Source organism: Algoriphagus ratkowskyi, from assembly GCF_002150505.1.
In the GTDB taxonomy this organism is placed as follows: domain Bacteria; phylum Bacteroidota; class Bacteroidia; order Cytophagales; family Cyclobacteriaceae; genus Algoriphagus; species Algoriphagus ratkowskyi.
The window spans coordinates 32667-50087 of the sequence record NZ_MSSV01000019.1; the positions used below are offsets into that span (position 1 = coordinate 32667).

Consider the following 17421-nt stretch of genomic DNA (forward strand, 5'->3'; position numbering starts at 1 on the left):
AATTATAACAAAACATTGAAACTATCGGTCAAAAAATCTTAATTCTTATGGTGAAAGGATTACTTAAAAACCTAGAGTAAATCCTTCACTTATCGGATGACCTCAGATTTTGCTTTTCTTTACCTCCCCAGCACCATACTCGCGTTCTTCCCCAGCTTGACTTTACCTTCGGCAAACGTAGTCTGACCCAAGGAAAAAAGCTTTTCCTCAAAGCCCACAGGTACATCCAACAGGACTTCGACTTTACCCAAGTTATGAATCACAAACACTTCCTGATCACTAGATACCCGATGGTAGGCCATGACGGTCTCAGGATATTCTACCTCTGGCAAGTCCAAGGTTCCGATTGCCAAAGCTGGATTAGTGTTTCGAAGTGAGATAAGTGTTTTATAATGATTGAAATAGCTAGCAGGATCATTCCTTTGGATGGCCAAAGGGGTCACCGTAGCATCAGTAGTATAATTGGGCTTGATCCAACTCGTTCTTCCGCTGTCTTTTTCGGACACATCCCAAAGGAATGGTTCTCGAATATGCTCATCTGGCTTCAAGCCCAGCATACCAATTTCCTCTCCATAATACAAATACGGAGCTCCCGGCATCGTCAGGAGAATCGCACTTGCCTGTTTGTATCTGTCAGCATCGCTTCCCAGTTCATTTAGCAGACGATGCTGATCATGATTTGAGGAGATGGTAGCGTCTATGAAATTTGGCGTGATACCCAGATAGAAGTCTAAGATCTCCTTTTGCTTTTTGGCGAGCAACATCCCGTTTTCGGTGTTCAACGCTTCCAGTAGTGTGTAGTGAAAATCAAAGTTGAACAAGGCCGGTAACCCCGGTAAGAAAGGAGCGACGATTTCCTTTTTGTCATACACCTCTCCTACTAGATAAACATCAGGTTTAATGGCTTCCATTTTGGCGCGAAACTCCTTCCAAAACTCATGATTATCCAATGGTCGATCATCCGGAAAAATATGTTTGGCGGCATCCAATCTAAAGCCATCAACACCCACTTCTTCCAGCCAAAATCTTCCGATTTCATAGATTTCATCCCTCAGCTTTTTACTATCATAATTCAGATCTGGCATTCCTCCGATGAAAAATCCGTAATAAAAATCTTCTCCGTTTCCCGGATCATGCCATTGTCGGATGTTGTCACTGTCAAGAGTAATGACTTTTTTATTGATGAATTCTGCAATGGTGTCCTTCTGCGCCCAAATGTAATATTCCCGGTATGGATTATCCCGGCCTTTGCGCGCCTCCTCAAACCACGGATGCCCGCTCCCACTGTGATTGATTATCAGATCGATCACGATCTTGATGTCTCGCTTATGCGCTTCTGCCAGTAGATTCTTGAAATCTTCCATCGTGCCATAAGCTGGATGAATGGCTTTGTAGTCCGTCACATCGTATTTATGATAACTCGGGGAAGGCATGATCGGCATAAACCAAATCGCATTTGCTCCCAACTCCTGAACATAATCCAACTTCTGGGTGACACCATTCAGATCCCCTATTCCATCCCCATCGCTATCATTGAAAGACTGAACAAAAATCTCATAAGTCACACCCGCTTGAGGCCAGTAGTTTTTGACTTCGGAAAAATCGTCCAATTTACAGGCAGAAAGTATGGTCATACTTGACATGACTAAAAGTTGAGTGCATTTCATGGAAGTTGAATTAGATGGAAAAGAAAAAGTCACCTATATTAAGTGACTTTTTCTTCAATAATAAAACTGCAAATTAGTTTCTATTTACAGCATTTAGCATTTCAAATGCTAGTTCAAGACGCTTCACGAAGTTCTCTTCGCCCTTACGCAACCAATTTCTTGGGTCGTAGAATTTCTTATTTGGAACATCCGCTCCATCAGGATTGCCCAATTGTGTCTGAAGGTAACCCTCGTTCTTTTTATAGTTGTTTAAGATACCTTCCCAGAATGCCCATTGCATATCTGTATCGATATTCATCTTGATCGAACCGTAGCTATTTGCTTCTCTGATCTCCTCTAGGGTAGATCCAGATCCACCGTGGAACACGAAGTTTAACGGCTTACCAGTTAAGCCATGCTTTTCTTTGATGAAATCCTGAGAGTTCTTCAAGATGATTGGCTTTAAGCTTACGTTGCCCGGCTTATACACCCCGTGGACGTTACCGAAAGCAGCTGCGATCGTGAATAGATCCCCGATTTCTTTTAAATGCTCATAGGCATAAGCCACTTCTTCAGGCTGAGTATAAAGCTTAGAAGAATCAATGTCTGTATTATCTACGCCATCTTCTTCACCACCGGTTACGCCTAGTTCAATTTCAATAGCCATTTCCAGCTTTTCGAACTCTTTGAAGTAATTGCAAGAGATCTCGACGTTTTCTTCCAAAGGCTCTTCAGAAAGGTCAAGCATGTGAGAGCTATACAGCGGTTTTTTATGCGTAGCATAATAAGCCTTACCTGCATCCAAAAGTCCGTCTATCCAAGGCAGTAATTTTTTTGCAGCATGATCTGTATGCAAAATAACTGGAACACCGTAAGCTTCAGCCATCAAATGCACGTGATGAGCACCAGAGATGCCACCAGCGATACTCGCCTGCTGCTTGTCATTTGCTAGAGATTTTCCAGCAAAAAATTGTGCTCCACCATTTGAGAATTGGATGATCACAGGGGAATTCAATTTCTTGGCTGTCTCCAATACTGCGTTCACAGAATTGGTGTTGATCACGTTCACTGCTGGCATTGCGAACTCGTTCTCTTTAGCATAAGCATAAAGATCTCTAAGCTCCTCACCGTATTTTACTCCAGGTTTAAATTTCATATCGTATTAGGTTTGTTTATTTCTAATTGATTAGACCAGATAGGTACTGTTAATCATCGTAAGCTTCAAAGATATAAATCCCTCCCTTATAATTACCCACATCCAATTCTAAAATATTGTTCACAAAAGCATTTCTCTGTACGCAATCGATTTCAAAGATTACATTAAGCGAAAAATAAAAATTCGATTATTTTCTCAGATTTGGTAACCAATAATTAAGCATACAGGTTATAAGTGAACAATTTCTCAGAGCTGTGCTGAAAGGAATCAGCTAAAAAATAGTTAGGCAAATTCCTTCAAAAAACAATAGCTTGTAACTTGCAGACGTAAAATCAAACCATACTTTTTATACATATACCTCATGAAACTAGGTCAAGCTACTATTAAAGATATAGCGAGAGAACTTAACCTCTCCGCTTCTACCATATCCAGAGCGTTAAAAGACTACCCTGGTATCAGTGATGAGACTAAGCGAAGAGTAAAGGAGGTAGCCAAGAATATGAATTACAGACCGAATGCCATTGCGCTCTCCCTTCGCAAAAGCAGATCATTTACCATCGGTGTTATTATCCCAGAGGTAGTCCATTTTTTCTTCTCAACTGTGATCAGTGGAATAGAGGACATCGCTCAATCTAGAGGCTACAATGTCATTCTTTCCCAATCCAATGAGAAATTAGACCGTGAAATTTCCAGTATTGAAACTATGCTTTCCAATCAAATCGACGGAGTATTGGTGAGTTATTCTAAAGAGACCGAGTCATTTGATCACTTCACCCGAGTACTGGATCAGGGATTCCCTATTGTTTTTTTTGACCGAGCTCCAGCTATTCCCAATGCCATCAATGTGATGGTAGCTGATTACCAAGGAGCTTATGACGCTACAATACATTTAATCAGTCAAGGTTACAAAAATATTGTGCACCTCTCAGGCCCAAAAGCCCTTAAAATAAGCATTGATCGGGAACAAGGCTATAGAGATGCTTTGGAGAAAAATGGGATATCAGTGAACCCAGCGAATATAATTGAATGCCCACTCGGCACTTTGGAAGAAGGCCAGAGATTAGTTTCAGAGTTGTTCAATTCACTTCCAGAACGCCCAGATGCATTTTTCTCCTGCAATGACATAGGAGCTGTTGGCGCGATGAAGGCATGCCGGGATATCGGTTTGAAGATCCCATTGGAAGTCGGGATTGTCGGATTTAGTGATTGGCAGTTTTGCGCTATGCTAGACCCACAACTCTCCTCAGTATCCCAACCGGGATTTATGATGGGCGCTAGAGCTACAGAGATTTTAATTGATATTATTGAGAAGAAGCTTGATGTTGAAACGATGGAGAGAAACTTGATTTTGGAAACGAAACTGATGGAAAGAGATTCATCAAGAAGATTTTAAAAAAAAAAACTTCTTTTTTTCTCGGTTATTTGCAAACGTTTGAATAGGTCAAATTTCCAAATCAAGGCATATACCCTACTGCTTAGCTCCTGAATTATTTGCATTGCCTGAGTTCCAGTATTTTTAAGATTAATTTTTGGTCCTAAATTAGTTTCGCTTCTGAATGATTTAGCAAAACTTATACATGATCAATACCAACCAAGTGCCCTCCCAAAACCAGTCTTCTTCACGATATATTCCTATAGGTAAAATTGGAAAATGGACAAAAACCAGTAACGGATTTTTAGCAGAAAGTGAAGTAGCGCAAGTTAAAATAAGTGTTTTCCGTGAGGGAACATTGAGAATTCAAGCTTCACAAAACTCTACTTTTGATCCTAACCCTTACTCGGTAATAGCTGAGGCTGCACCTGTCGAATTCTCCCTTGAAGAAAGGGAAGATTACTTAATACTCAAGACCTCACTTATTCACCTTCAGTTTGAATTGCTTAATGGGATTTGCACATTTTTTGATGCATCGGGTACACTTCTTAATAAGGATGACTCATTGGGGATTTCGTGGATAGGAACAGAAGTGACCTGCTACAAGGAACTTCAGGTAGATGAAAAATTTATCGGTCTCGGAGAAAAAACTGGAGATCTAAATCGTAGAGGAAGAGCTTATACCAACTGGAATACAGATTACTTCGGTTACGGAATCAATGATGATCCACTCTATGCAAGTATTCCATTCTATATAGGGCTGATAGATCAAAAAGCCTATGGGATTTATTTAGACAATACGCATAAAAGTGTCTTCAATTTTGGAGCATCAAACAATCGGTTTGCTTATTTCAATGCTGAAGATGGAGACATGGATTATTATTTCATCCATCAGCCAAGTGTCGCGGAGATCATCAGTAGCTATACTGAGCTGACTGGAAAGATGAAAATGCCTCCCAAATGGGCACTGGGATATCAGCAATGTAGATATTCCTATTATCCTGACACAGAAGTATTGACACTGGCTAGTACTTTTCGAGATAAAGATATGCCTGCTGATGTGATCTACTTGGATATCCACCACATGGAGGAGTATAAAGTATTCAGCTTTGATGGGGAGAAATTCACGGATCCAAAAGGACTCATTTTAAAACTAAAAGAAAAAGGCTTTCGAGTGGTTGTCATCCTAGACCCGGGAATTAAAACCCAAGTAGGCTATGCTCCCTTCGAAGAAGGGACAGCTCAGGGACTATTTGTTCAATATCCAGACGGCAAAGCATATGAAGGTCAAGTATGGCCTGGCTGGTGCACATTTCCTGATTTCACAAATCCAAAAACTCGTGCTTGGTGGATGGAAAAAATGGCTTTTTACACAGAAGCTGGGGTGGATGGCTTCTGGACTGATATGAATGAACCTGCTTCTTGGGGGCAGTTTACACCTAATTTGATCGAGTTTGATTATGATGGAAATACTGCGTCCCATCGTAAAGCAAGAAATATCTACGGCATGCAAATGGCCAAAAGCACCCAGGAAGGTTCAGAAGCAAATCTTCCAAATCGGCGACCATTCGTTTTGACAAGAGCAGGATTTGCAGGTGTGCAACGCTTTGCAGCAATCTGGACTGGAGACAATGTCTCCACTGAAGAACACATGCTGGCAGGCGTGAGATTAGTCAATAGCTTAGGCCTAAGTGGATTATCCTTTTCAGGATACGATGTAGGAGGTTTTGCAGGAGAATCCACGAAATCTCTTTTTGCCCGATGGATGAGCATCGCTACTTTCTCACCACTTTTTCGTTCGCATTCAATGATCAATAGCAATGATGCAGAGCCCTGGGCCTTTGGTGAAGAAGTGGAAGAGATCTCAAGAACCTACATGAAGCTACGCTACAAGTTGATGCCTACTATTTATAGCAAGTTTCGTCAAAGTAGCCAGACTGGATTGCCAGTTGCTGCTAGTTTGGCCATAGCATATTCAGATGATCCACTAGTATTCCTTCCTAGCTACCAAAACCAGTATTTATTCTGTGATTCTTTCCTAATAGCACCAGTAGAAAGCTATAAAGAAATCATGAAAGTCTATTTGCCAAAAGGCGACTGGTACTACTTTTTCACGGACCAACCATCCAAAGGAGGCCAAGTCATTTATCAAGATTGTCCTTTGAATAATCTACCAGTATTCATCAAAGCGGGAAGTATTCTAGCGATGCAAAATAGCGTCGCCCACACCGCTGCTAAAAATGATGGAGTACTTAGAATTCACCTTTATGCAGGTGCGGAAGGAAGTGAATATGTTCATTATGAAGACGATGGAGTAAGCTATGACTTCGAAACTGGGGCCTACCTCGAGCGGATTTTTACCTATTCTCCAGAAAACCAAAAACTTTCTATCAGTGAAGCAACAGGAAGCTTTCCAAGTCAATTTGACGTCATTAGGATTTATCTTCATGGTTTCACTAGTGACAAAATTATGATGGGTAAAAAAACCCTATCTGTAAACAAAAAGAGCTTTGCATTTCTAGATAAATTGAGTGAGTTTGATCCCCTACCGGATCTTGGCTTTCCACATTTATCCATTCCCAACTTGCAATTCGTAGATATCTCCATCCTATCCACCAAGATGGAAATCACAGGTTTAGTTTAACTTCAAAACTTCCGTTTCAATTTAACCCAAATGACCAATTATAAAAAGAAGTTAGATTTCTGGCAAATTTGGAACATGAGTTTTGGCATGTTAGGAATTCAATTTGGGTTTGCGTTACAAGGCGGATTCATGTCCAGAATATTCCAAACTCTGGGTGCAGATAAAGATGCTATCCCAATGCTCTGGATCGCCGCACCCCTAACGGGTCTTCTGATTCAGCCGATCGTAGGATACATGAGCGACCGCACATGGCACTGGAAATTTGGAAGAAGAAAACCTTACTTTTTTGTTGGCGCGATGCTTAGTTCAATTGCACTTTTCTTCACCCCCTACTCATCTGCATTATGGATGGCAGCAGGAGCCTTATGGATTTTAGATGCCTCAATCAACATTAGTATGGAGCCTTTTCGGGCATTGGTAGCAGATAAACTTCCAGACTCCCAGCGCTCCTATGGTTTTGTAGTGCAGACACTTATTATCGGTACCGGTACTTGGATAGCTTCCAATTTGCCTTGGATGATGACTCAACTAGGTGTGCCAAACACTGCTCCAGAAGGTGTAGTCCCTGATTCAGTTAAGTATGCTTTCGCGATAGGCGCTTTCGTGCTATTTTCTTCAATATTATATACTATTCTAAAAACGAAAGAATATCCGCCTGAAGACATGGAGGAATTTGAGGCTGAAAAAGCCAAAAGCAAAGGATTCCTAGTTGGAATTAAAGAGATTTTTGGGAGCATTGCAGATATGCCATTGGTAATGAAGCAACTTGGAGTAGTGCAGTTCTTCTCTTGGTTTGCGTTTTTCACCATGTGGAGTTTTGCCACCCCAGCGATCACAGAGCATATCTTTGGAGCGACTGATACAAGTTCTGCAGCGTATAATGATGCTGCCGACAGTGTGGGGAACTACCTAGGTACTTATGGTTTGATGTCCATGTTTGCTGCTTTGGTTTTGTCCTTTTTCACCAGTAAATATAAAATCAACCGTAAGCTTTTGCATTTAGTCAGTCTAGTAGCTGGAGGAGTAGGCTTTATTATGATATATTTTATCACTGAGCCGTGGATGCTTCATATATGTTTTGCTTTTGTTGGAATCGCTTGGGCAAGCATTCTATCGATGCCGTATGCGATGCTTTCAAGCTCAGTGGATCCAAAGAAAATGGGGGTTTATATGGGGATTTTTAATATGTTCATCGTGATCCCGCAAATAATAGCAGCACTTGGCGGAGTAAATTTACTTTACAAGCTACTATTCGGGGAAGCGGTGATCAACACGATGCTCCTCGCTGGAACACTGCTCATTATTGCAGGATTGAGTAATCTGCTGATCACAGACCGGAAAGCTGCTCATGATTAAAAACGTATAGATAATTTCTGTGAGCGGAATCTTATTTTGAGTTGCGGTTCATACCTTTGGAGTTATCAAATCTGAACCTATGAAAACTCTTAGAATCACCGGTGTTCCTGAGCATTTTAATTTTCCTTGGAGAAATGTAGTTGCTGCCCAACCCTTTCTCAAGGATGGCATAAAGCTACACTGGACAGATGAATCGAGAGGTTCTGGACAGATGAATAAGGATTTAAGAGAAGACAATACCGACGTCGCCATCGTACTAACGGAAAGTTTTTTAAAGGATTTTGAAGCGGGTAATCCTTCGAAAATGATTGGTTATCATGTCATTTCTCCCTTAAACTGGGGAATTCATATATCGGGAAATTCTAAAGTGAATTCACTTGATGAAATACAAAATCCAACATTTTTAATCAGCAGAATTGGTTCTGGGTCTCAATTGATGAGCTATGTCCTAGCTAAGCGCGAAGGCTGGAATACCGAAAATGTGGAATTTAAAATAGTTAATAACTTACCTGGAGCGCTGGAAGAGATGTCCTCAGAAAAGCCAGAGATGTTTTTGTGGGAAAAGTACACAACCAAACCATGGGTAGATGCTGGGCAAATGAAGCGAATAGGTGAAGTTCCTAGTCCTTGGCCTTGTTTTGCGATTATTGCTACAGAAAAAGCACTGGCTGAATTTGATGATGTGATTTTTCAATTGAGAGACTTAGTCTATCAAGAGTCGTTGAAGCTTATGGACAGTTCTTCTGCGGTAGCAGATATATCCAAAATTTACGAGCTAAATGAAACTGACGTAAAAGAATGGATTGCGCAGACGACTTGGGCGATTGATGCTGGAATCTCCAAGAATCAGCTAATAACTTCTATGAACACAATGAGAACATTAGGTATTATCTCAGGAGAAATCCAACTGGAAAAGGTACTAACCTACGATCAGGTACTAATTACTGATTAATTTGCTGCTGGCTGGAATTTTAACACACACTTTTGTACCATCCCCTACTTTGCTTTTAATAGTCAACTCCCCACCATTCATTCGAGTAAACTCCTTGCAAATTTGAAGCCCTAAACCAGATCCTTTTTCCATTTTAGTACCTAGTTTAGAATTTGAAATAACATATTCTGAAGAAAGCAATTCATTGATTTGCTCTTCTTTCATACCGCCTCCGTTATCTTTTACACACCAGCTAATCATATCGTTATCTAATTCTACCGAAAGCTTAATAACATCACCAGACTTTGAGAATTTCACAGCGTTACTGAGAATATTTCTGATCACAACTTCAATCAAATCTCGATCAGCATAAATCTCTACATCAGTAAGCAAGGAGGTATTATCTATTTCTAGAGACTTTCTCTTTAGCTCTGGATTGATTAAGGTAATGGTGGTATTTACTAGTTTAGAAAGGTTAAAATTTCTTTTTTGCAGTTTAAAGCCTTCCATTTGAGCTACTGACCATTTTAAGGTGTTATTCAAAGTGAAATACACTGAGTCAACATCCTTTTTCAAATTTTGTATGAGCTCGTCAAACTCTTCTTGGTTCAGATGACCATCAATCAACAAGTCTACAATAGACTTAACTTGGCCAACCGGACCTTTCAAATCATGTCCTAGTATAGAAAACAGCTTATTTTTTGTTTGATTGATTTCACCAAGCTGCAAAGATTTGGCCTCAAGATCTGCGTTCTGCTTATGTATTTGCTGCTTCTGAAGGATTAAGTTTGCATTATATTTTTTGATATTTCTATTTAGATAGAACAACCAAACTAAGAACACAAAAACCAAGAGGGAAGATAAACTGACCAATAGGATTGTTCGCTGATTACTCGCCAAGGCGGTAGCTTGAGTTTCATTTTGAGCCACTAACAAATCAAGTTCTGATTGATCCAAATCATCCTGAAACATACCTTGCATAAGTGATAATCTATCTCTGCTGGCTATATTTTCCAAAGAATCATTAAGGGACACAAACTGAGATTGATATTCAAATGCCTTTTTAAAATCACCTATTTGAGCAAAATAAGCTGCTAAATACTGATTCCCTTTAGCAAGTTCTTCATATATATCGTTTTGACGAGATAGTTCTAGTCCTTCAAATAACACTCTTCTAGCATTCTCGAGTTTACCATTCTCTAGGTATGTCTTTCCTAGCAAGTTCAGAACACTTGCTGTAAAATTGTCAAGACCTTGAGATTTTCCATTTTCTATTGCTTTCTCATAGATAATTTCGGCTGAATCAAGCTGATTTCTTTGGTAGTAAATATTTCCAACGAGGCGGTTTGAAAAGCTTAATAAATAGGGGGATCCTGCTTGTAAATTGGTATTGATGGCTTTCAAAACATAAAACATTGCAGAGTCCAACTCATTAAGTCGTAAGAAACTGAAAGCGATATTGTTTAAGCTTCTGATCATAGTGTAGAGATCACCTACTTCATTACTTATAGCATATGCTTTTTTGAACTGTTCATTGGATAGTTCATAATTCTGCTGCTCAAAGTAAAGTGCTCCCATACTATTCATTACTCGCGCAGCAGTCTCTTTGTCGTCTCCTTCTATAGCTAAAAAATATGCATCTTTTGAGTAATCAAAAGTTTTCTGCCATTTGCCTCTTCGGTAATAAATCCATCCGATATTTTCCTTGGCTTTTGCTTCACCTGATTTATTACTGAGGGATTGAGCAAGTTTTTCAGCTTCCAATGCATAATCAAATGCTTCTTGCTGTTCAATTTCACGTAGATAGGTAGATAATTCATTTAATACTGTTAATCTTTCGTCTGCGACAGAATTAGGCAAAACAGCTCGAAGACTATCAATGTTTGGAATTTGAGCAAATCCCGTCAAAGATGCAGTTAGGATAAAAAAAAGAAAAATGTAAATTTTCGGATTCAAACGGTTAATATTTTATTTAAATGATATAAATAAGAAAATCAGTTAATCAAAAGATGTAAATCAAACCGCTAACACCTTACTTCTTAAGTTTTTCCCAGTCCCAATCTTTATGTATTTGAGAAATTGCATGATGAGCAGTCAAATCGTACTGGCAAGGGACTATCGAAACAAAATTATTAGCGATTGCCCATTCGTCATTATCTTCTCCTTTATCAAAATTTACAAAGTTTCCTGCTAGCCATAAATACTTTCGTCCGTTTGGATCAAATCGCTCAGAAAATTCTTCCTGCCATTTAGCTTCAGCTTGACGACATATTTTTATTCCTTTAATTTCCTCATTTTGCTTGGGTGGAAAATTCACATTTAATGCGACTCCTTTCGGCATCCCATTTTCAAGGACTTGTCTCGCTATTTTCTCAACCCATTTTTCCACATGTGAAAAATCAGCTTTTGAAGAAAAATCACATAAACTGAATCCAATAGAAGGATACCCTTCCATAGCTCCTTCTATGGCAGCAGACATGGTTCCAGAATAAAGTACTGAAATAGAGGTATTGGAACCATGGTTAATTCCACTTACAATCAAATCCGGACTTCTGTCCTTCATTACGTAATGCTTGGCAAGCTTCACACAATCAGCTGGAGTACCACTGGACTTAAATGCCTTCACACCTTCGAAAATCTCTTCCTCTTCCAAGCGAAGTGTTTCTCCTATAGTTATAGCATGACCCATTCCTGATTGTGGACTATCTGGAGCTACCACGATCACGTCTCCAATTTTCTTCATGATAGATACGAGAACACGTATCCCTTTTGCTGTTATCCCGTCGTCATTTGAGACGAGAATTAAAGGCTTCGACATTTATATTAATTGAGTTCATTGTAATACGCTGTGATTCGAAGGAGATCCCCTCTTTTATCATAATCAAGACGGTTCTTGCGCATAAAAAGAGACAGTGCTTCATCATGACCTGGAAGCATCTCAAAGAGATCTTTTTTCTTGAGATTATATTGCTTGATCTCACCATTTTTCAAAAAGTAATACTTGAATGCCAATTTATAGCCCATCATAGATTGTGGGCCATAGAAAGGATTCATACCATACCCTCCCATCATTCCATATCCTCCCATTCCTCTGGAATCAGTGGCAACATATTCTCTGCAAAGCAAAGCAAGCTCATCTCCTTGAGTTAAAACTTCGAAGAAGATAGGTGTTGCGTAATCAGAACCCATTGAGTAAGGAAGGCTGAAAAATTTACGAACTCCACCATACACTTCATCGAATAACTCGAAATTGGTGACATTTGTAGCTGAAAATGTATCAACCGTCTGATCTTGAAGCTGAACGACATTATTTTCTAGATCGTATTTGATTTCACCGCCGTACACTTTTCCATCAGTAGTATAGATATTTCCTTTATGCCAAACTTTGGATGGAAATTCATTCTGAGCAAATAATGTTGAGACGCCCAACGACAAGAAGATAATTGATAATATTGCTTTTTTCATGGTTTTCATCATGACCTAATTTACGCAACAAGTAGTATGCGGGTTGAAATCCTCAAGAAATATTAACAAATATCAAGATAGGATCTAGACATTACTTTAATATATTGTGCCCCATCTTGTCTCTTTTTGTTTGCAGATAGCGCTCATTATGCTTGTTAGGAGCAATTTCAATAGGAATCTGTTCCACTATTTCTAATCCATATCCTAGCAAACCTACACGCTTCTGAGGATTGTTTGAGATCAGTCTTAATTTACTAACCTGCAAGTCTCGTAAGATCTGTGCTCCTACACCATAATCTCTACTATCTGAAGGTAATCCTAATGCAAGATTAGCTTGCACAGTATCCATCCCTTCTTCCTGAAGTTTGTAAGCTTTTAATTTGTTGATTAAACCAATTCCTCTACCCTCTTGATTCATATAAAGAATCACTCCTTTACCTTCTTTTTGTACCATCTGCATAGCGCTATGAAGTTGAGGACCGCAATCACACCTACATGAGCCAAAGATATCACCAGTCATACAGGAAGAATGGACACGAACCATTATCGGTTCATCATGTTCCCATTTCCCTTTTAGAAGTGCTAAATGAAGTTCTTGGGTATTGGTCTGACGAAAAGCAATCAATTCAAAATCACCAAAGTCTGTAGGCAGTTCTACACCAATTTCACGTTGTATCAGCGTTTCATGCTTCAATCGGTAAGCGATCAAATCTTTTATAGATACTAATTTAAGATTAAATCGCTTTGCTACATGAACCAAATCTGGAAGTCGGGCCATTGTCCCATCTTCATTCATTATTTCTACCAAAACTCCAGCAGGTGAAAATCCAGCTAGACGTGCTAAATCAATTGCCGCTTCCGTATGTCCTGCACGTCTTAGTACTCCACCTCTTTTAGCTTTTAATGGGAAAATATGGCCTGGCTTGCCCAATTCGCTTGGCTTTATTGAGTCATCCACCAGTGCTCTGATAGTTTTGGCTCGATCAGCAGTAGAGATACCTGTAGTACAACCATGTCCGATTAAATCTATAGACACCGTAAAAGGAGTTTCAAAAGCAGCAGTATTATTCCCTACCATCATTTCCAATCCTAACTTTTCGCATCGATCTTCTATCAATGGTGCACAGATCAAACCACGACCATGTGTGGCCATGAAATTGATAATTTCGGGTGTGACAGTTTCCGAGGCACATATGAAATCACCTTCATTCTCTCTATCCTCATCGTCCACAACGATGATTACTTCTCCATTTTTGATTGCTTCAATAGCATCTTCAATTGGATCTAGAATATATTTTTCCACGAAATTTGTATTTGGATTAGTACTTAGGAAAGCAAATTTACATGCTTTCAAATCTTAAACAGGATGAAGCCAAATAAAGTTTGGTTTTAGCCTATGACTATACCTAGCTCTTTATCTATCTCCAACTGTACTTTTTTAAGTTCAAAATAAATCACTTGATATTCATGCACTTTGTCTTCAGCTAGCTGCTCAGACTCTGCATTTTTTATTTTCTCTTTCGCCTCTTCCATCAGCTTTTGCACCATCTTTCTCTTTAATCGCAAAATAGATTTGAAGCCTGTGACTGTAAGGTCGTCAGATTCAGTATTGATTATAATCTTATGCGTATCTGCCCAGTGATGTGAAACTTCATGGCGAACTGTGACCATATCTATCACCTCTTTTTGGATTTCCTGATCACCAAGACCTATGAAGTATTCCGAAGTAGGAATTTCTCCCTGCGTCAAACTGTTGCGATACAAATTTAGAATTTTGATGTAAATGGGAGTAGTAAACTCTAGGTCTTCGGTTTCTGAGAGCAGATATTGGCATAAGTGTATCTCCTCATCTTCTAGCTTTTGCCATCCATAATTCACCAAGATCCGAACCATCTCCCGCTCTTGGATTTTTAATACTTCTGAAATAGAGGTAGCAGTCTCATCAGGAATCAGTTCTTCCATTGCCTGCTCGGCAAAGACGTCATCTTTCTGACTGGAATAGCGATCCTTCTGGCTTTTCAATAAGATTTTATTCAGCTCCGCATGAATAATATCTTCCTCAATTCCTAAAAGCCCTGATGCTTCCTTTGCGTAAACCGATCGAATAATCGGGTCTGGTATTTTCCCAATACTTTGAACCACTTCACGGATTACTTCCGCTTTTCGAATGGGGTTTTTAGTAAATTCTTCTTTGTATAAGCCTATTTTGAAACCAATAAAATCACTGCTATTGTTTTCCAAATAATCCTGAAATGCCTGTGATCCAACTTTTCTTGAATAACTATCTGGATCTTCACCATTAGGAAAAACTACTGCTTTTACATTTAGCCCGCCTTCTAACAGAAGATCTATCCCGCGTAGCGACGCTTTGATTCCCGCAGCATCGCCATCATAAAGTACTGTGACCTGATCCGTAAAGCGCTTGATTAGCCTAATCTGACCTTCGGTCAGTGAAGTTCCGGAAGAAGCAACTACATTCTCAATGCCCGAAAGATGCAAACTCACCACATCAGTATACCCTTCTACGAGATAGCAATTATCTTTCTCTCGAATCGCTTTTTTCGCCTGATACATGCCATACAGCACTTCACTTTTGTGATAGACAGGCGTCTCCGGGGAGTTTATATATTTTGGTTGGTTCTTATCTTTGGTGAGAATTCTAGCCCCAAACCCAAGTGGCTTTCCACCTATATTGTGAATCGCAAAAATTACCCGATTCCTAAATCTATCGTAAACTCGTGACGCGTCCCCTTCTTTTTGAAGGATTAGCCCAGCTTTCAATAAAATCTCTTCCTTGAATCCTGCAGATTTTGCTGCATTCAGCAGATTGTCCCAGCCATCAAGCGCATAGCCCAAGTCAAACTTTTCGATGATCGCAGGCGTAAATCCACGTTCTTTGAAATAGCTCAGGCCAATTGATTTTCCCTCCGCTGTTTGGAGGTTTTTGACAAAATAGTCTCGGGCAAAACCTAACGCAATCAATAAACTCTCACGTTCATTTTGCGCTTCATTTTGCTCAGGAGTTTTAGTCTCATCCTCCTCAACTTCAATCCCATAGCGCCCTGCGATATGTTTGATAGCTTCTTGGAATCCTATTCCTTCAATGTCCATCACAAATTGAATAGGATCTCCAGCCTTGCCACAGCCAAAACATTTATAGATTTGTTTTGCTGGAGAAATTGAGAAAGAAGGTGTTTTCTCACCATGAAATGGACAATTAGCCCAGAGATTCTGGCCTTTCTTTTTCATGGGCAAATAATCGCCAAGCACCTCTTCGATGTCCATGCGTTCTTTGACCCTGTCTGTAGTAAGTTTGCTAATGCCCATAAGAAAATGAATGAGACAAAGTTAATCGCACAATCTAAAAGCAAGGTTACTCATTCTAAAAAATGAGAACTTTCTTCGGTTATGACCAGTTCAGAGATAGAATAGATTTAATTCATTCTTTATTTAGAAATCTTTTGGCTCTAAATTGCGCAAAATTACAAAAGTCACCTCATGCAGTTAACTAAGGAGAATATCCTGAAAACACTTTCCCGAGTTCAAGACCCAGACCTGAAAAAGGATTTGGTGACCTTGGGAATGATACAGAAAATAGAGATTAACGGTAATAAAGTCAGTTTCGATGTAGTACTCACTACACCAGCTTGCCCTTTGAAAGAAGTAATTAAAAATAATTGCTTGGAAGCTTTAGTGGAAGATTTTGGAACAGAACCTGAGTGGAGTCTCTTCATGACAGCGCAAGTCACAACAGTGAGAGATGCTGCCCCGGTTTTACCTCAAGTGAAAAATATTATAGCGATAGCATCAGGTAAAGGTGGAGTGGGGAAATCAACCACCGCGGTAAATCTAGCTGTTTCATTAGCCAAGACTGGAGCAAAAGTTGGTTTGATAGATGCCGATATTTCTGGTCCATCCATCCCTACCATGTTCAACGTCGAGGCTGAGCAACCCGCAATTAAAAAGATTGGTGAGAAGAATATCATCGTTCCTATCGAACAATACGGAGTTAAATTGATGTCTATAGGTTTTCTTACTCCAGTAGATAGCGCGGTAGTTTGGAGAGGACCTATGGCGAGCTCTGCTCTGAAGCAGTTTATTTCTGATGTAGAATGGGGAGAATTGGATTACTTACTGATCGATTTACCTCCAGGAACTTCAGATATCCACCTCACTATGGTTCAAACTGTACCTGTGACAGGAGCAGTAATTGTAACTACTCCTCAAAAGGTCGCTTTGGCGGATGCGAACAAAGGATTATCGATGTTTAGACAGCCACAAATTAACGTTCCCATCTTAGGTGTTATTGAAAATATGGCTTATTTTACGCCAGAAGAACTGCCTGATAATAAGTATTATATATTCGGTAAAGAAGGTGGAAAGAAATTAGCTGCAAAATACGATGTGCCGTTTTTAGGAGAAATCCCTATCGTCCAAAGTATAAGAGAAAGTGGAGACTCAGGTTACCCTGCAGTATTGAAAGACGGAGTAACGCAAGAGTCTTATATGAAATTAGCAGAGGAAATCGCAAGACAAATTGCCATAAGAAATGCTTCTCAGAGCAAAACTGAGGTGGTAGAAATTAAAGCTTAAGAATTATGCAACCAGAACTTAGAGAACAAATTGAATTTGCACTTGATACAATTCGCCCTTATCTGGAAGCAGATGGAGGCAATGTAAGGATAGTAGAACTTACCGACGATATGGTCTTAAGATTAGAATTGCTTGGCTCATGCGGAACTTGTCCTATGTCCACGATGACACTTAAAGCAGGGGTAGAAGAAGCAATTAAACGTGCTATCCCCGAAATTAAAAGAGTAGAAGCCGTAAACCTAACTGTTGCTTAATCAT

At 39.6% G+C, this 17421-nt stretch carries 13 protein-coding genes; 6 read left to right on the top strand and 7 right to left on the bottom strand.

All coding sequences use genetic code 11. The features are described from left to right. Window positions 1–119: 119 nt before the first annotated feature. Window positions 120–1667, bottom strand: coding sequence for an alpha-amylase family glycosyl hydrolase (locus BVH02_RS17195; RefSeq protein ID WP_086502708.1), 1548 nt, complete (start codon window positions 1665–1667; stop codon window positions 120–122). Between the two features lie 73 nt (window positions 1668–1740). Beyond that, window positions 1741–2802: a class II fructose-bisphosphate aldolase gene (fbaA, locus tag BVH02_RS17200; protein WP_086502709.1), complete on the bottom strand. Its 1062-nt coding sequence runs from the start codon at window positions 2800–2802 to the stop codon at window positions 1741–1743. A gap of 361 nt (window positions 2803–3163) precedes the next feature. On the opposite strand from fbaA, the gene BVH02_RS17205 reads away from it, so the two are divergent. From BVH02_RS17205 to BVH02_RS17220, 4 genes are all read left to right on the top strand, one after another. Next, window positions 3164–4195: a LacI family DNA-binding transcriptional regulator gene (locus BVH02_RS17205; protein ID WP_086502710.1), complete on the top strand. Its 1032-nt coding sequence runs from the start codon at window positions 3164–3166 to the stop codon at window positions 4193–4195. 184 nt (window positions 4196–4379) lie between these two features. Next, window positions 4380–6818 carry a glycoside hydrolase family 31 protein gene (locus BVH02_RS17210; protein WP_086502711.1) on the top strand — a complete coding sequence of 813 codons (2439 nt, stop codon included), beginning with the start codon at window positions 4380–4382 and terminating at the stop codon, window positions 6816–6818. 30 nt (window positions 6819–6848) lie between these two features. After that, complete coding sequence (locus BVH02_RS17215; RefSeq protein ID WP_223271903.1) at window positions 6849–8174, top strand: MFS transporter; 1326 nt, start codon at window positions 6849–6851, stop codon at window positions 8172–8174. A gap of 79 nt (window positions 8175–8253) precedes the next feature. Beyond that, the gene (locus BVH02_RS17220) at window positions 8254–9126 is read left to right on the top strand and encodes a type 2 periplasmic-binding domain-containing protein (protein WP_086502712.1); all 873 of its coding nucleotides are present in this window, start codon (window positions 8254–8256) and stop codon (window positions 9124–9126) included. On the opposite strand, the gene BVH02_RS17225 is transcribed toward BVH02_RS17220, so the two are convergent. From BVH02_RS17225 to dnaG, 5 genes are all read right to left on the bottom strand, one after another. Further along, window positions 9112–11061 carry a tetratricopeptide repeat-containing sensor histidine kinase gene (locus tag BVH02_RS17225; protein WP_086502713.1) on the bottom strand — a complete coding sequence of 650 codons (1950 nt, stop codon included), beginning with the start codon at window positions 11059–11061 and terminating at the stop codon, window positions 9112–9114. The genes BVH02_RS17220 and BVH02_RS17225 overlap by 15 nt on opposite strands. A 76-nt stretch (window positions 11062–11137) precedes the next feature. Continuing rightward, window positions 11138–11923, bottom strand: coding sequence for a 5'/3'-nucleotidase SurE (surE, locus tag BVH02_RS17230; protein WP_086502714.1), 786 nt, complete (start codon window positions 11921–11923; stop codon window positions 11138–11140). Between the two features lie 5 nt (window positions 11924–11928). Continuing rightward, entirely contained in the window at window positions 11929–12570 is a 642-nt protein-coding gene (locus BVH02_RS17235; RefSeq protein WP_086502760.1) for a hypothetical protein, read from the bottom strand. Window positions 12571–12661: 91 nt separating this feature from the next. Further along, complete coding sequence (locus BVH02_RS17240) at window positions 12662–13873, bottom strand: bifunctional 3,4-dihydroxy-2-butanone-4-phosphate synthase/GTP cyclohydrolase II (protein ID WP_086502761.1); 1212 nt, start codon at window positions 13871–13873, stop codon at window positions 12662–12664. An 86-nt stretch (window positions 13874–13959) separates the two neighbouring features. After that, window positions 13960–15897 (bottom strand): DNA primase, encoded by a 1938-nt coding sequence (gene dnaG, locus BVH02_RS17245; protein ID WP_086502715.1) that lies wholly within the window; start codon window positions 15895–15897, stop codon window positions 13960–13962. Window positions 15898–16068: 171 nt separating this feature from the next. On the opposite strand from dnaG, the gene BVH02_RS17250 reads away from it, so the two are divergent. Continuing rightward, window positions 16069–17163: an Mrp/NBP35 family ATP-binding protein gene (locus BVH02_RS17250; protein ID WP_086502716.1), complete on the top strand. Its 1095-nt coding sequence runs from the start codon at window positions 16069–16071 to the stop codon at window positions 17161–17163. Between the two features lie 5 nt (window positions 17164–17168). Then, complete coding sequence (locus BVH02_RS17255) at window positions 17169–17417, top strand: NifU family protein (RefSeq protein WP_086502717.1); 249 nt, start codon at window positions 17169–17171, stop codon at window positions 17415–17417. The last annotated feature ends 4 nt before the right edge of the window (window positions 17418–17421 follow it).

Bases quoted from the DNA above. Each gene is read 5' to 3' on its own strand.
- BVH02_RS17195 (WP_086502708.1), bottom strand. From the start codon at position 1,667: ATGAAATGCACTCAACTTTTAGTCATGTCAAGTATGACCATACTTTCT.
- fbaA (WP_086502709.1), bottom strand. From the start codon at position 2,802: ATGAAATTTAAACCTGGAGTAAAATACGGTGAGGAGCTTAGAGATCTT.
- BVH02_RS17205 (WP_086502710.1), top strand. From the start codon at position 3,164: ATGAAACTAGGTCAAGCTACTATTAAAGATATAGCGAGAGAACTTAAC.
- BVH02_RS17210 (WP_086502711.1), top strand. From the start codon at position 4,380: ATGATCAATACCAACCAAGTGCCCTCCCAAAACCAGTCTTCTTCACGA.
- BVH02_RS17215 (WP_223271903.1), top strand. From the start codon at position 6,849: ATGACCAATTATAAAAAGAAGTTAGATTTCTGGCAAATTTGGAACATG.
- BVH02_RS17220 (WP_086502712.1), top strand. From the start codon at position 8,254: ATGAAAACTCTTAGAATCACCGGTGTTCCTGAGCATTTTAATTTTCCT.
- surE (WP_086502714.1), bottom strand. From the start codon at position 11,923: ATGTCGAAGCCTTTAATTCTCGTCTCAAATGACGACGGGATAACAGCA.
- BVH02_RS17235 (WP_086502760.1), bottom strand. From the start codon at position 12,570: ATGAAAAAAGCAATATTATCAATTATCTTCTTGTCGTTGGGCGTCTCA.
- dnaG (WP_086502715.1), bottom strand. From the start codon at position 15,897: ATGGGCATTAGCAAACTTACTACAGACAGGGTCAAAGAACGCATGGAC.
- BVH02_RS17250 (WP_086502716.1), top strand. From the start codon at position 16,069: ATGCAGTTAACTAAGGAGAATATCCTGAAAACACTTTCCCGAGTTCAA.
- BVH02_RS17255 (WP_086502717.1), top strand. From the start codon at position 17,169: ATGCAACCAGAACTTAGAGAACAAATTGAATTTGCACTTGATACAATT.